This window comes from Serratia sp. CY31944 (assembly GCF_052169175.1).
Taxonomy (GTDB): Bacteria; Pseudomonadota; Gammaproteobacteria; order Enterobacterales; family Enterobacteriaceae; genus Serratia; species Serratia sarumanii.
The window spans coordinates 26972-40798 of record NZ_JBJNLG010000005.1 but is presented as its reverse complement, the minus strand read 5'-3'; the positions used below and the strand labels follow the sequence as shown (position 1 = coordinate 40798).

At 62.6% G+C, this 13827-nt stretch carries 15 protein-coding genes; 7 read left to right on the top strand and 8 right to left on the bottom strand.

Going from position 1 to position 13827, the window contains the following annotated elements; all coding sequences use genetic code 11:
* Window positions 1-7: 7 nt before the first annotated feature.
* A complete protein-coding gene (fbpC, locus tag ACJ8IN_RS07260) occupies window positions 8-1054 on the top strand; it encodes a ferric ABC transporter ATP-binding protein (RefSeq protein WP_060421251.1) in 1047 nt (348 codons plus the stop codon).
* Between the two features lie 246 nt (window positions 1055-1300).
* On the top strand, window positions 1301-1567 hold the full coding sequence (locus tag ACJ8IN_RS07255; protein WP_060421248.1) for a hypothetical protein: 267 nt from the start codon (window positions 1301-1303) through the stop codon (window positions 1565-1567).
* 41 nt (window positions 1568-1608) lie between these two features.
* Here ACJ8IN_RS07255 and dusC read toward each other — a convergent pair whose 3' ends face one another.
* The 3 genes from dusC to rhlE all read right to left on the bottom strand — a co-directional run bounded on the left by dusC (window position 1609) and on the right by rhlE (window position 5076).
* Window positions 1609-2541 carry a tRNA dihydrouridine(16) synthase DusC gene (gene dusC / locus ACJ8IN_RS07250; RefSeq protein ID WP_060421245.1) on the bottom strand — a complete coding sequence of 311 codons (933 nt, stop codon included), beginning with the start codon at window positions 2539-2541 and terminating at the stop codon, window positions 1609-1611.
* Between the two features lie 84 nt (window positions 2542-2625).
* Window positions 2626-3585 carry a D-2-hydroxyacid dehydrogenase family protein gene (locus ACJ8IN_RS07245; protein ID WP_060421242.1) on the bottom strand — a complete coding sequence of 320 codons (960 nt, stop codon included), beginning with the start codon at window positions 3583-3585 and terminating at the stop codon, window positions 2626-2628.
* 114 nt (window positions 3586-3699) lie between these two features.
* Window positions 3700-5076, bottom strand: coding sequence for an ATP-dependent RNA helicase RhlE (rhlE, locus tag ACJ8IN_RS07240; RefSeq protein ID WP_033637514.1), 1377 nt, complete (start codon window positions 5074-5076; stop codon window positions 3700-3702).
* A gap of 297 nt (window positions 5077-5373) precedes the next feature.
* Between rhlE and cecR the strand changes: the two genes are divergently transcribed.
* The 5 genes from cecR to ACJ8IN_RS07215 are packed head-to-tail and all read left to right on the top strand — an operon-like array spanning window position 5374 to window position 11092.
* Entirely contained in the window at window positions 5374-6072 is a 699-nt protein-coding gene (gene cecR / locus ACJ8IN_RS07235; RefSeq protein ID WP_041033964.1) for a transcriptional regulator CecR, read from the top strand.
* A gap of 18 nt (window positions 6073-6090) precedes the next feature.
* Window positions 6091-7077 carry a secretion protein HlyD gene (hlyD, locus tag ACJ8IN_RS07230; RefSeq protein WP_060421239.1) on the top strand — a complete coding sequence of 329 codons (987 nt, stop codon included), beginning with the start codon at window positions 6091-6093 and terminating at the stop codon, window positions 7075-7077.
* Between the two features lie 8 nt (window positions 7078-7085).
* Complete coding sequence (locus tag ACJ8IN_RS07225) at window positions 7086-8822, top strand: ATP-binding cassette domain-containing protein (protein ID WP_048232982.1); 1737 nt, start codon at window positions 7086-7088, stop codon at window positions 8820-8822.
* A complete protein-coding gene (locus ACJ8IN_RS07220) occupies window positions 8819-9973 on the top strand; it encodes an ABC transporter permease (RefSeq protein WP_060421236.1) in 1155 nt (384 codons plus the stop codon). Before ACJ8IN_RS07225 ends, ACJ8IN_RS07220 begins: the two co-directional genes overlap by 4 nt.
* Before the next feature lie 12 nt (window positions 9974-9985).
* Window positions 9986-11092 (top strand): ABC transporter permease, encoded by a 1107-nt coding sequence (locus ACJ8IN_RS07215; RefSeq protein ID WP_047568816.1) that lies wholly within the window; start codon window positions 9986-9988, stop codon window positions 11090-11092.
* 75 nt (window positions 11093-11167) lie between these two features.
* On the opposite strand, the gene ACJ8IN_RS07210 is transcribed toward ACJ8IN_RS07215, so the two are convergent.
* The 5 genes from ACJ8IN_RS07210 to moaB all read right to left on the bottom strand — a co-directional run bounded on the left by ACJ8IN_RS07210 (window position 11168) and on the right by moaB (window position 13719).
* Entirely contained in the window at window positions 11168-11878 is a 711-nt protein-coding gene (locus ACJ8IN_RS07210; protein WP_033637508.1) for a Bax inhibitor-1/YccA family protein, read from the bottom strand.
* A 130-nt stretch (window positions 11879-12008) separates the two neighbouring features.
* Window positions 12009-12476, bottom strand: a complete 468-nt coding sequence (moaE, locus tag ACJ8IN_RS07205) for a molybdopterin synthase catalytic subunit MoaE (protein WP_197846944.1) — start codon at window positions 12474-12476, stop codon at window positions 12009-12011.
* Between the two features lie 2 nt (window positions 12477-12478).
* Window positions 12479-12724 carry a molybdopterin synthase sulfur carrier subunit gene (gene moaD, locus ACJ8IN_RS07200; RefSeq protein WP_019453985.1) on the bottom strand — a complete coding sequence of 82 codons (246 nt, stop codon included), beginning with the start codon at window positions 12722-12724 and terminating at the stop codon, window positions 12479-12481.
* Entirely contained in the window at window positions 12721-13200 is a 480-nt protein-coding gene (gene moaC, locus ACJ8IN_RS07195; RefSeq protein ID WP_033637506.1) for a cyclic pyranopterin monophosphate synthase MoaC, read from the bottom strand. The genes moaD and moaC overlap by 4 nt, the downstream gene beginning before the upstream one ends.
* A 3-nt stretch (window positions 13201-13203) precedes the next feature.
* Window positions 13204-13719 (bottom strand): molybdenum cofactor biosynthesis protein B, encoded by a 516-nt coding sequence (gene moaB / locus ACJ8IN_RS07190; RefSeq protein WP_197846943.1) that lies wholly within the window; start codon window positions 13717-13719, stop codon window positions 13204-13206.
* Between the last annotated feature and the right edge of the window lie 108 nt (window positions 13720-13827).

The window sequence follows — 13827 nt, the reverse complement described above, 5'->3', positions numbered from 1 at the left end:
GCCCATGATGAGCCAGAAAAATTTCGTTGAACTGCGCAACGTCTCCAAACGGTTCGGCAGCAACACGGTGATCGATAACATCGCGCTCACCATCCCTCGGGGGCAGATGGTGACGCTGCTCGGCCCTTCCGGCTGCGGCAAGACCACCATTTTGCGCCTGGTCGCCGGGCTGGAGAAACCGAGCGACGGGCAGATATTCATTGATGGCGAAGACGTCACCCATCGTTCCATCCAGCAGCGTGACATCTGCATGGTGTTCCAGTCTTATGCCCTGTTCCCGCACATGTCGCTGGGGGAAAACGTCGGCTATGGCCTGAAGATGCTCGGCATTCCGCGCGCCGAAGTGAAAGCGCGCGTACAGGAAGCGCTGGCGATGGTGGATCTGGCGGGGTTCGACGATCGCTATGTCGATCAGATCTCCGGCGGCCAACAGCAGCGCGTGGCGCTGGCGCGCGCGCTGATCCTTAAGCCGAAAGTGCTGCTGTTCGACGAGCCGTTGAGCAACCTCGACGCCAACCTGCGCCGCAGCATGCGCGAAAAAATCCGCGAGCTGCAAAAGCAGTTTGATATCACGTCGCTGTACGTCACTCACGATCAGAGCGAGGCTTTCGCGGTCTCAGACACCGTGCTGGTGATGAACAAGGGGCATATCATGCAGATAGGCTCGCCGCAGGATCTCTATCGGCAGCCGGCGTCGCGCTTTATGGCGAGCTTCATGGGGGACGCCAACCTGTTCCCGGCCGGCTTCAGCGCGGACTATGTCGATATCAGCGGCTATCGCCTGCCGCGCCCCGCGCACTTTGCCGCCGAAGGCGCCGGCACGGTGGGCGTGCGGCCGGAAGCGATCACGCTGAGCGAGCACGGCGAGGAAAGCCAGCGCTGCGTGATCCAGCATGTCGCCTACATGGGGCCGCAGTATGAAGTGACGGTGGCGTGGCATGGGCAGCAAATTTTGCTGCAGGTTAACGCCACTCGCCTGCAGCCGAACGTCGGCGAACATTATTATCTGGAAATTCACCCCTACGGCATGTTTATGCTGGCGGACGCGGCATAATAAGCATCACTCTTAAGCGTTAGAATAACGGCCATTCCGCATGGAATGGCCGGAAATAACCGTCTCAAAAACCGTATTTATCTATTTTTACAATTCCACCCAAGTCCTTGTTCAATCGAAAAATAAATACAGCCGCATTCACTCAAAAATAACCGCCAGGGCCGACAAGGGTGATATTTTTATTTAGATAGGGTAAGCTTAATCCCGCAGTCGAAATTATTTAACGGCCAACTCAAGGAGAAATTCATGAGCAACAATGCAGACGCACAGGCGCAGCTGGATAATTTACGCAACGTCGCTTCCCAGCTGAAGGAAATGCGCCACTATGCGCAGTCGAATACCGAGACGCTCTCCGCACACTGGCTGGCCTTCGATCAGGGGGAATGCAAAAATAAGGCATTCGCCGAAGCCATTAACGACCTGTTGAATAAACAGGGTGCCTGTCTGGAAGGGCTGGAAAAAACCATTCAGGATATCGAGATAGAATTGAACCGTCTCGACAAAGCCGCCTGATAATACCGATTTAAATAAACCCGCCGCGTGCGGGTTTATTTTTAGCTGCGGCAGATGACGCGCGCAATATCCCCTGACGTCGTCAGCGCGCGTATTTCGCTGAACAGTTCGGTGGCTTCGTCATATTCCTTGCGCAAATAGCCCAGCCACTGTTTGATACGCGCCACGTGATACAGGCCGGTGTCGCCCTGCTTTTCCAGATGGACGTATTTTTGCAGCAGCTCAACCACCTGCGGCCAGGGCATGCGCGGTTCGTTGTACTTCACCACCCGGCTCAGGTTCGGCACGTTGAGCGCGCCGCGCCCCAGCATGATGGCGTCGCAGCCGGTCGCCTGCAGGCAATCCTGCGCGCTGCGGTAATCCCAGATCTCGCCGTTGGCGATCACCGGAATGCTCAGCCGCTGACGGATCTCGCCGATCGCCGCCCAGTTGATGCGATCCGCCTTGTAGCCGTCCTCTTTGGTGCGGCCATGCACCGTCAGCTCGCTGGCGCCCGCCTGCTGCACCGCATCGGCGATTTCAAAACTGCGGTTGGAGGAGTCCCAACCCAAACGCACCTTCACCGTGACCGGCAGATGAGCCGGCACCGCTGCGCGCATCGCTTTGGCGCCCTGGTAGATCAATTCCGGATCTTTGAGCAGCGTCGCCCCGCCGCCGCTGCCGTTCACCAGCTTGGATGGGCAGCCGCAGTTGAGATCGACGCCGTAAGAGCCCAGCTCCACCGCGCGCGCGGCGTTCTCCGCCAGCCACTGCGGGTACTGCCCCAGCAGCTGTACGCGCACCTGCGTGCCCGACGGCGTGCGGCTGGCGTGGCGCAGCTCCGGGCACAGCCGGTAGAATGACTTGGCCGGCAGCAGCTGATCGACCACGCGCAAAAATTCGGTGATGCACAGATCGTAGTCGTTCACCTCGGTGAGCAACTCACGCACCAAAGAATCGAGAACGCCCTCCATCGGAGCCAATAATACGCGCATGACCAATCCCAGCTAAAAAAAGACCCGCAATGATACGGGTGAATGCCCGCGCCAGACAAGCCTCTGCGGGCATTAAAAGCGCCGTCAGCCCAGCCGGCGGATCGGTTGACCGGCGAGGAACGCCGCAATATCCTCGACCGCCTCGGTGAAGTAGGCGCGGTAGTTGTCGTCCGCCACGTAACCCACATGCGGCGTCGCCAGCACGTTGGGCAGCTGACGAAACGCATCGTCGGCCGGCAGCGGCTCCGTCTCGAACACGTCCAGCCCGGCGCCGGCGATCTTCCGCTGTTGCAGCACGTCCACCAACGCTGCCCGATCGACGATCGCCGCACGCGAGGTGTTGAGCAGGTAAGCGGTGGGCTTCATCGCCGTCAATTCGTCACGCCCCACCAGCCCGCGGCTGCGATCGCTCAGCACCAGGTGGATAGAGACAAAATCGCTCTGCTCGAACAACGCCCGTTTGGACGGCGCCAGTTCAGCCCCCTCCTGCGCCGCCCGTTCCGCCGTCAGGTTCTGGCTCCAGGCCAGCACCCGCATGCCGAACGCCTGCGCCACCCGGGCCATCTGGCCGCCGATCTTGCCCAGCCCCAGCAGCCCCAGCGTTTTCCCCTGCAGGGTGACGCCGAGATCCCGCTGCCACGGGCCGTTGTTTTGCAGCCCGACGCTTTCCGGCACGATATGCTTCGCCAGCCCGAGCAGCAGCGCCCAGGTCAGCTCCATCGGCGCCGCCGACCCGCTGCTGGTGCCGCACACCACCACGCCGCACTCGGCGGCGGCGGCCAAATCGATAGCGGCGTTGCGCATGCCGGAGGTGATCAGCAGCTTCAGCTTCGGCAGCCGCGCCAGCAGCGAGGCGGTCATCGGCGTGCGCTCGCGCATGATGACCAGAATGTCGCACTCCTGCAGATGCACCGCCAGCTCCGCCTCATCGGTAAAGTGCGCGCTGATGGCGGACACCTCCACCCGCTCGGCCAGCGCCGACCAGTCCGCCATCTTGAGCGCCACCTGCTGGTAATCATCGAGAATTGCGCACTTCAATTTCATCTCCGTCTCCTGGAATCTAGGGGTAGCCACCGTCCAGCCTAGTACGAAAATGCCTTTCCGCCAGGCAAAAAAAAAGCCGCCCGTATCGGCGGCTTACTCTTAGAGCAATCAGGCTTATTCGGCCGGTTTGCGATTGCGCGGGCGGCGCGAAGGCGCGCCGGAACGGCGCTGGCCGTCACCCTGCGGGCGGGCGTTACCGTTGCCGTTGCCGCGGTTTTCACGCTGGCCGCCGTTCGCGTTACCGCTGCGCTGACCGCCGCCGTTACCGGAACGCTGGCCACCGCCGTTGCCGCGCGGCGCACCGCGCCCGCCACCCTGGCGGCCGTTGATGATCGGCTCGGCCTTGATGGTCGGATCCGGCTCGTAGCCCGGCAGCGCGATGCGCGGAATTTCACGCTTCAGCAGACGCTCGATGTCGCGCAGCAGCTTGTGCTCGTCCACGCACACCAGCGAGATAGCTTCGCCGGTGCGCTCCGCGCGGCCGGTACGGCCGATACGGTGCACGTAGTCTTCCGGCACGTTAGGCAGCTCGTAGTTCACCACGTGCGGCAGCTGGTCGATATCCAGACCGCGCGCCGCGATGTCGGTGGCCACCAGCACGCGGATGCGGCCGTCTTTAAAGTCCGCCAGCGCACGGGTACGGGCGCCCTGGCTCTTGTTGCCGTGGATAGCCGCGGCGGTGATGCCGTCTTTGTTCAGCTGCTCCGCCAGGTGGTTGGCGCCGTGCTTGGTGCGGGTAAACACCAGCACCTGTTTCCAGTCGCCTTCGCCGATCATCTGCGACAGCAGTTCCCGCTTACGCTTCTTGTCGACGAAGTGCACGCTCTGTTCGATCTGCTCGGACGCGGTGTTGCGGCGCGCCACTTCTACCGAAGCCGGGTTGTGCAGCAGCTTGTTGGCCAGCGCCTTGATGTCGTCGGAGAAGGTGGCGGAGAACAGCAGGTTCTGACGCTTGGCCGGCAGCTTGGCCAGCACGCGGCGGATGTCGTGGATAAAGCCCATGTCCAGCATGCGGTCCGCTTCGTCCAGCACCAGAATTTCGATTTTGGACAGATCAACCGCGTTCTGATGTTCCAGATCCAGCAGACGGCCCGGCGTCGCCACCAGGATATCGACGCCGCCGCGCAGCTTCATCATCTGCGGGTTGATGCTCACGCCGCCAAACACCACCAGCGAACGCAGGCGCAGGTGTTTGCTGTAGGCATCGACGTTTTCGCCGATCTGCGCCGCCAGCTCACGGGTTGGCGTCAGGATCAGCGCGCGCACCGGGCGACGGCCCTTGACCGGATGGTCATGCTTGCTCAGCAGCTGCAACAGCGGCAGGGTAAAACCGGCGGTTTTACCGGTGCCGGTCTGGGCGCTGGCCATCAGGTCACGACCTTCCAGCACGACAGGAATAGCCTGACGCTGAATTGGCGTCGGTTCGCGATAGCCCTGTTCTTCAACAGCGCGCACAATTTCAGCACTTAAGCCGAGGGTTTCAAATGACATAAAGAGAAAAACTCCAGATCCCCCCTAACCTAACGGTGTTCGGTGCAGTTTCCTGGGAGGATGATCAGACGGGGCATTAAGCATGACCACGAGGGATTGGCACAAACTGCAGTGCACCAGGCGGCGATTGTAACAGAAGTCGCGCAATAAAAAGCACTTTTACGCGTGGAGAGCACAATCTGCCGTAAATTCAGCATTGTCTGAAGCCGATCACATAACGCATTGTGATTAGCGGTTGCATTTTAAACAATCTGGCATAAAGTTAATCATATGATTGATTAACTTCGAGCGTGACCCATGCCAGCTTCCGTACCTCATCAGGCCGCCGGCCGGGCGCGCGGCGAGCAAGCGCGCCGGCAGCTGCTCGCCGCGGCGACCGACCTGTTCGGCGAATATGGCCTGCAGGGCGCCACCACCCGCGATATCGCCCAGCGCGCCGGCCAGAACATCGCCGCCATCACCTATTACTTCAGCTCTAAAGAGGGGCTGTACCTGGCCGTGGCGCAGTCGCTCGCCGATTTCATCCAGCAGGCGTTCGCCCCGCTGGCCGAAGAGGTCGATCGCTTCTGGCAACAGCCCGTCGCGCAGCGCTCACCCGACGCGGCGCTGCGTTTGCTGCAGCGTGGCCTGCTGGCCTTCAGCGAACTGATGACCCAGCCGCACACGCTGAACCTGAGCAAAATCATGTCGCGCGAACAGCTCGCCCCGACCGACGCCTACCCGCTGATCCACAGCCAGGTGATCGCGCCGATGCACGAGCGGCTGTGCCGCCTGCTGGCGGCCGCCACCGGCATCGACGAACGCGCCCCCCGCCTCGTGCTGCATACCCATGCGCTGATCGGCGAGGTGCTGTCGTTCCGCGTGGCGCGCGAAACCATCCGCCGTCAGGCCGGCTGGCAAGAGATTGGTGAGGGCGAAGCGGCGCAAATCGCGGCGGTGCTGAGCGAGCATATCGAGATTCTGGTTGTTGGGCTGCGCCAACGTCACGGCGCGTAAATTCAGGCAGGGAGTGTTATGAACAAAAAACGCAGTGCCTTGATCGTGTTGTTAATTCTGCTGATCGCGGCCGCCGCTTACGGGGTATGGCATTACCAACAGCAGCAGGATAAGCCGCTGACGCTGTATGGCAACGTCGACATCCGCACGGTGAACCTCGGCTTTCGCGTCGACGGCCGCCTGGCGTCGCTGACGGTGGATGAAGGTGATGCCGTTCAGCCGGGCCAACTGCTCGGTAAGCTGGACGACGCGCCCTACCGCAACGCGCTGCAGCAGGCCGAAGCCAACGTCGGCAGCGCGCGCGCCAAGCTGTCGCTGCTGCAGGCCGGCTACCGCAGCGAAGAGATCGCCCAAGTGCGGTCGGAAATGGCGCAGCGCCAGTCCGCCTTCGCCTACGCCGACAGCTTCCTGAAACGCCAGCAGGGGCTGTGGGCGAAAAACGCCACCTCCGCCGATGCGCTGGAGGATGCGCGCACCGCCCGCAATCAGGCGCAGGCCAACCTGCAGGCGGCGAAAGACAAGCTGTCGCAATACCTCAGCGGCAACCGCCCGCAAGAAATCGAACAGGCCAAGGCCGACGTGGCGCAGAGCGAGGCGGCGCTGGCACAGGCGCAGTTGAACCTGCAAGACGCCACGCTGGTTTCCCCTTCCGCCGGCACGGTGCTGACCCGCGCGGTGGAGCCGGGCACCATGCTCGGCGCCGGCGGCACGGTCTTCACCCTGTCGCTGACCCGGCCGGTGTGGGTGCGCGCCTACGTCAACGAAACCAGCCTGAGCCAGACGGTGCCCGGCACCGAACTGGAGATCTACACCGACGGCCGCCCCGGCAAGCCTTATCACGGCAAGATCGGCTTCGTCTCGCCGACCGCCGAATTCACGCCGAAAAGCGTTGAAACGCCGGATCTGCGCACCGATCTGGTGTACCGCCTGCGGGTGATCGTCACCGACGCCGACGACGCGCTGCGCCAGGGCATGCCGGTCACCCTGCGCTTCGCCAAACCCTGAGGCCGGCCATGGAACAGGCGCACACCATTGAGCTGGAAGGGCTGGAGAAGCGCTTCCCGTCGCTTGAGAAACCGGCGGTCGCCAGCCTGACCACCACCCTGCGCAGCGGCGCGGTGATTGGGCTGGTCGGCCCGGACGGCGCCGGCAAAACCACCCTGCTGCGCATGCTGGCCGGGCTGCTGCAACCCAGCAGCGGCAAACTGCGGGTCGCCGGGCTGGATCCGATCGCGCAGGATCGTCAACTGCACGCGATCCTCGGTTACATGCCGCAGAAGTTCGGGCTGTATGAGGATCTGACGGTGATGGAGAACCTGACGCTGTACGCCGATCTGCGCGGCGTCACCGGCGATCTTCGCCGCCAGACCTTCGAGCGGCTGTTGAAATTCACCGATCTGACCCGCTTTACCGAGCGCCTGGCGGGCAAGCTGTCCGGCGGTATGAAGCAGAAACTCGGCCTGGCCTGCACGCTGGTGGGCGAACCTCAGGTGCTGTTGCTGGATGAGCCGGGCGTCGGCGTCGATCCGATCTCGCGCCGCGAGCTGTGGCGCATGGTGCACGAATTGGCCAACGACGGCATGCTGATTCTGTGGAGTACGTCTTATCTCGATGAGGCCGAACAGTGCCGCGAAGTGCTGCTGCTCAACGAGGGCGAGCTGCTGTTCAGCGGCGCGCCGCAGGAGCTGACCCGCCGTATGGCCGGGCGCACGGTGTTGATCGCCGCGCCCCCCGGCAGCCATCGATCGCTGCTGCAGCGGGCGATCTGCCTGCCGGCGGTCACCGACGGGGTGATCCAGGGCAAGTATCTACGCCTGATCCTGAAGGAAGGCGAAGATCACCGGCAGCTGTTGCAAGCGCTGGATCTACCGGACGCCGAACTGGACGAAGCGGATCCGCGCTTCGAGGATGCGTTTATCGATCTGCTCGGCGGCGGCCCCAACCACCGCTCGGCGCTGGCGGAGATCATGCCGACCGTCAACGGTGAAAGCGGTGAAACGGTGATCGAAGCGGTGCAACTGACCAAGAAATTCGGCGACTTCGCCGCTACCGATCACGTTGATTTCCAGGTGCGGCGCGGCGAAATTTTCGGCCTGCTCGGGCCGAACGGCGCCGGCAAGTCCACCACCTTCAAAATGATGTGCGGCCTGCTGATCCCTTCCAGCGGTAAGGCGCTGGTGCTGGGGATGGATCTCAAGACCAGCTCCGGCCAGGCGCGCCAACGCCTCGGCTACATGGCGCAAAAATTCTCGCTGTACGGCAACCTGACGGTGGCGCAGAACCTGAAGTTTTTCTCCGGCGTCTACGGCCTGAGCGGCAAGGCGCAGCGCGACAAAATCGACGAGATGTCCCGCGCCTTCAACTTCGCGCCGATCCTCGATCAGACGCCGGACGCGCTGCCGCTCGGCTTCAAACAGCGCCTGGCGCTGGCCTGCGCGCTGATGCACGAACCGGATATCCTGTTCCTCGACGAACCGACTTCCGGCGTCGATCCGCTGACGCGGCGCGAGTTCTGGTTGCACATCAACGGCATGGTCGACAAGGGCGTCACGGTGATGGTGACCACCCACTTTATGGACGAGGCGGAATACTGCGACCGCATCGGCCTGGTATACCGCGGCAAGATCATCGCCGCCGGCACGCCGGACGATCTCAAACAGCAGGTGGCGCGCGACGACAATCCCAACCCCTCGATGGAGCAGGCGTTTATCGAGCTGGTGCAGGGTTACGATGAGGAGGAATCACGGTGAGCGATAACCGCACCCCAATCGACGACGGCGGCTTCTCCTGGCGCCGGCTGCGCGCGCTGTGCCTGAAGGAAACGCGGCAGATACTGCGCGATCCCAGCAGTGGCCTGATCGCCTTCGTCATCCCGCTGATGCTGCTGTTTATCTTCGGCTACGGCATCAACCTGGACTCCAGCAAGCTGCATCTGGGCATTCTGATGGAGCAACAGAGCGAAGACGCGCGCGATCTGGCCCAGGCATTCGCCGGTTCCCCCTATATCGAACCGACCATCAGCGACAACCGCCAACAGCTGATCCAGCAGATGCAGGCCGGCACGATCCGCGGCCTGGTGGTGATCCCGGTGGATTTCGACCAGCGCATGGCGCGCCCGCACGACAGCGCCCCGATCCAGGTGATCACCGACGGCAGCGAGCCGAACACCGCCAACTTCGTGCAGGGTTACGCCCAGGGCGTATGGCAAGTTTGGCAGCAGCAGCGCGCCGCCGATCGGGGTAACAGCGACAAGCCGCTGATTGACGTGCAGATGCGCTACTGGTTCAACCCGGCGGCCATCAGCCGGCACTACATCATTCCCGGCGCCATCACCATCATCATGACGGTGATCGGCGCCATCCTCACCTCGCTGGTGATCGCCCGCGAATGGGAGCGCGGCACCATGGAGGCCCTGCTGTCCACCCAGGTGACGCGCAGCGAGCTGCTGCTCTCCAAGCTGATCCCTTATTACTTCCTCGGCATGGCTGCCATGGCGCTGTGCATGGCGGTGGCGGTCTGGGTGCTCGGCGTACCCTATCGCGGCTCGCTGCTGATCCTGCTGCTGATCAGCAGCCTGTTCCTCGCCAGCACCCTCGGCATGGGCCTGCTGATCTCCACCCTCACCCGCAATCAGTTCAATGCGGCGATGGTGGCGCTGAACGCCGCCTTCCTGCCGTCGATCATGCTGTCCGGCTTCATCTTCCAGATCGACAGCATGCCGGCCATCGTGCGCGCGGTGACCTACATCATTCCGGCGCGCTACTTCGTCAGCACGCTGCAAACGCTGTTCCTGGCGGGCAACGTCGGCACCGTGCTGCTGATCAATCTGCTGTTTCTGATCGCTTCCGCCGTGGTGTTCATCGGCCTGACGGCCTGGAAAACCCAGCGCCGGCTGGATTGAGGAGAAAGAGCGATGTTTCATCGTCTGTTGACGCTCATCATCAAGGAAATGCAGGCGCTGCTGCGCGATCCGCAAACCCGCGCCATTTTAATCATGCCGGTGATCCTGCAGGTGCTGCTGTTCCCGTTCGCCGCGACGCTGGAAGTCACCAACGCCACCATCGCGGTCTACAGCGAGGACAGCGGCCAAGCCTCGGTAGAGCTGACCCAGCGCTTCGCCAAGGCCAAGGCCTTTCAACACGTGCTGCTGCTGCGCAGCCCGCAGGAGATAAAGACCACCATCGATAACCAGCGAGCGCTGCTGCTGATCCGCTTCCCGGCGCAGTTCTCGCGCGATATCGCCGCCGGCAACACCGCGCCGCTGCAGCTGCTGCTCGACGGGCGCAACTCCAACAGCGCGCAGATCGCCGCCAACTACGTGCAGCAGATCGTGCAGGAATATCAGAACGAGCTGCTCGGCAACCGCGCCAAACCCAATAACAGCGAGCTGGTGGTGCGCAACTGGTATAACCCGAATCTGGACTACAAATGGTTCGTGGTGCCGTCGCTGATCGCCATGATCACCACCATCGGCGTGCTGATCGTCACCTCGCTGTCGGTGGCGCGCGAACGCGAACAGGGCACGCTGGAACAGCTGCTGGTCTCGCCGCTCACCACCTGGCAGATCTTTATCGGCAAGGCGGTGCCGGCGCTGATCGTCGCCAGCTTCCAGGCCAGCATCGTGCTGCTGATCGGCATCTTCCTGTATCAGATCCCGTTCGCCGGATCGCTGCTGCTGTTCTATGCCACCATGCTGATCTACGGGCTGTCGCTGGTCGGTTTCGGCCTGCTGATCTCGTCGCTGTGCGCCACTCAGCAGCAGGCGTTCATCGGCGTGTTCGTGTTCATGATGCCGGCGATCCTGCTCTCGGGTTACGTCTCGCCGGTGGAAAATATGCCGGTGTGGCTGCAGGATCTGACCTGGGTTAACCCGATACGCCACTTCACCGACATCACCAAGCAGATCTACCTGAAGGACGCCAGCTTCGACATCATCTGGCACAGCCTGTGGCCGCTGCTGGTGATCACCGCCACCACCGGCAGCGCCGCCTACGCGCTGTTCCGCCGCAAAATCGCATAAAAAAGGCTCTGCATGTCACATGCAGAGCCTGGTAAGTCCTAGGGATTTCAAGCTGCTGCTTGAAAGGCCACGGATTTAGCGACGGTTGCCGAAGATACGCAGCAACATCAGGAACAGGTTGATGAAGTCGAGATACAGCGTCAGCGCGCCGACGATGGCGTACTTGCGGAAGCTGTCTTTATCATCGGCATTCAGCTGCTCGCCCATCGCCTTGAGTTTTTGCGTGTCGTACGCGGTCAGGCCGACGAACACCACCACCCCGATGTAGGTGATCGCCCACATCAGCGCGGTGCTTTTCAGCCAGATGTTCACCAGCGAGGCCAGCACGATGCCGATCAGCGCCATGAACAGCATGCTGCCGAAGCCGCTCAGATCGCGCTTGGTGGTGTAGCCATACAGGCTCATGGCGCCGAACATGCCGGCGGTGACCACGAAGGTGCTGGCGATCGAGCTGTAGGTGTAGGCGATGAAGATGCTCGACAGCGTCAGCCCGGTCAGCGCCGAGTACAGCATGAACAGCGAAGTGGCCACCGCGCCGCTCAGGCGGTTGACCATGCCGGAGATCACGAACACCAGCGCCAGTTGGGCGATGATCAGGCCGAAGAAGGTGATCTGGCTGGAGAAGATGAAGTTGAGGATCGCGGGCGTGTTGGCCGCATACCAGGAAACGAACGCCGTCAGCAGCAGACCGCAGGTCATCCAGCCGTAAACCTGCGCCATGTAGGCCTGAATGCCGCTGTTGGCACGTTCGACGATTGAACCATTAGAGCGTGGATATCGGTCCATGACGGTTACCTTTTGCGTTGTAAACAAGATTCCGAAGCCCCGCGAACGGGGCTTCGCCTGCTATAAGCGTACCACAGAATATGCCGGGCGAAAGCGGCAAAGGTCTTGATTTGTTTCCGCTGTTGACGCGTTATTTAACCGCGTCGTGCCAGCGCTGCGCGGCCTCGCGATCGCTGTCGCGGGCGTCCACCCAACGATTGCCCTGGCCGGTGGCTTCGCGCTTCCAGAACGGCGCGCGGGTCTTCAGGTAGTCCATGATGAACTCGCTGGCGGCGAACGCCATGCTGCGGTGCGCGCCGGTCACGCCGACGAACACGATCTCGTCGCCGGGATACAGCGCGCCGACGCGGTGGATCACCGTCACCCGCTGCAATGGCCAACGGCTGCGCGCCTCGGCCACGATCTCCGCCAGCGCCTTCTCGGTCATGCCGGGGTAGTGTTCCAGCGTCAGCGCGCTGACGTCGTCACCCAGATTATGGTTGCGCACCTTGCCGGTGAAGGTCACCACCGCGCCATCGGCGTCGCACTGCGCCAGCCACTGGTACTCGTCGCCGACGTTGAACGGCGCTTCGCCCACGCGAATGCGGGTATTTTCCATGCTTACCCCCCGGTGACCGGCGGGAAGAAGGCCACTTCATCGCCGGCGCGCAGCGGATGGTCCGCCGCCACCAGCGACTGATTGACCGCCGCCAACAGCTTGCCGGATTCCAGCGCCAGCGCCCAGCGATCGCCGCGCGCACACAGCGCCTGGCGCAGCGCCTCGACGGTCGGGTAATCCGCCGGCATCGACAGGCCGCCGGTGCCCACCAGTTCGCGCACCTGCGCGAAGAAAAGAATATCGATCATACGTTCACCTTAAAATCGCCGGATTTGCCGCCGCTTTTCGCCAGCAGGCGCACCGGGCCGATCACCATGTCTTTCTGTACCGCTTTGCACATGTCATAGATGGTCAATGCCGCCACCGAGGCGGCGGTCAGCGCCTCCATCTCGACGCCGGTTTTGCCGGTCAGCCGGCAGCAGGTTTCGATGCGCACTCGGCTGTGCTGCGTTTGCGCCTCCAGCTGCACTTCGACCTTGCTCAGCATCAGCGGGTGGCACAGCGGGATCAGCTCCCAGGTGCGTTTGGCCGCCTGAATGCCGGCGATGCGCGCCGTGGCGAACACGTCGCCCTTGTGATGGCTGCCGTCGACGATCATCGCCAGCGTGGCGGGCAGCATCTCGACGAAGGCTTCGGCGCGCGCCTCGCGCACCGTTTCGGCCTTGGCGGAAACATCGACCATATGGGCTTCGCCGGCGGCGTTAATATGGGTTAGCTGTGTCATGACTCAGGGCTTCTTCAAGTGGGGCTGGAAGTTGCACGGGCGATGGAGCGCGTCCAACTGCTCTTCGATAATCCGCTCCCAGGCGGTGCGGCAGGCGCGGGTGGAGCCCGGCATCGCGAAGATCACCGTGCGGTTGGCCAGGCCGGCCAGCGCGCGCGACTGGATCGTCGCGGTGCCGATCTCTTCGTACGACACCATGCGGAACAGTTCGCCGAATCCTTCCACCTCTCTGTCGAACAGCGGCAGCAGCGCTTCCGGCGTGTTGTCGCGGGCGGTAAAACCGGTGCCGCCGGTGATCAGCACCGCCTGCACGTTGTCATCAGCGATCCAGGCGGAAACCCGCGCGCGGATCTGGTAAATGTCATCTTTGACGATGGCGCGATCCACCACCTGATGGCCGGCTTCCTGCGCCGCTTCCTGCAGATAGTGGCCGGAGGTGTCTTCCGCCGCGCCGCGGCTGTCGGAGACGGTCAGGATGGCGATATGCGCCGCAATAAACTCGCTGCTCGCATGGCTCATGGTTCAATAGGCTCCTATTCTGAGATACCCAACAGATTTCAAGCTGCAGCCAGGCGGCCAGTGCGTAAATCCCCAGGAGCTTACTCAGGTAAGTGACTGGGGTGAGCG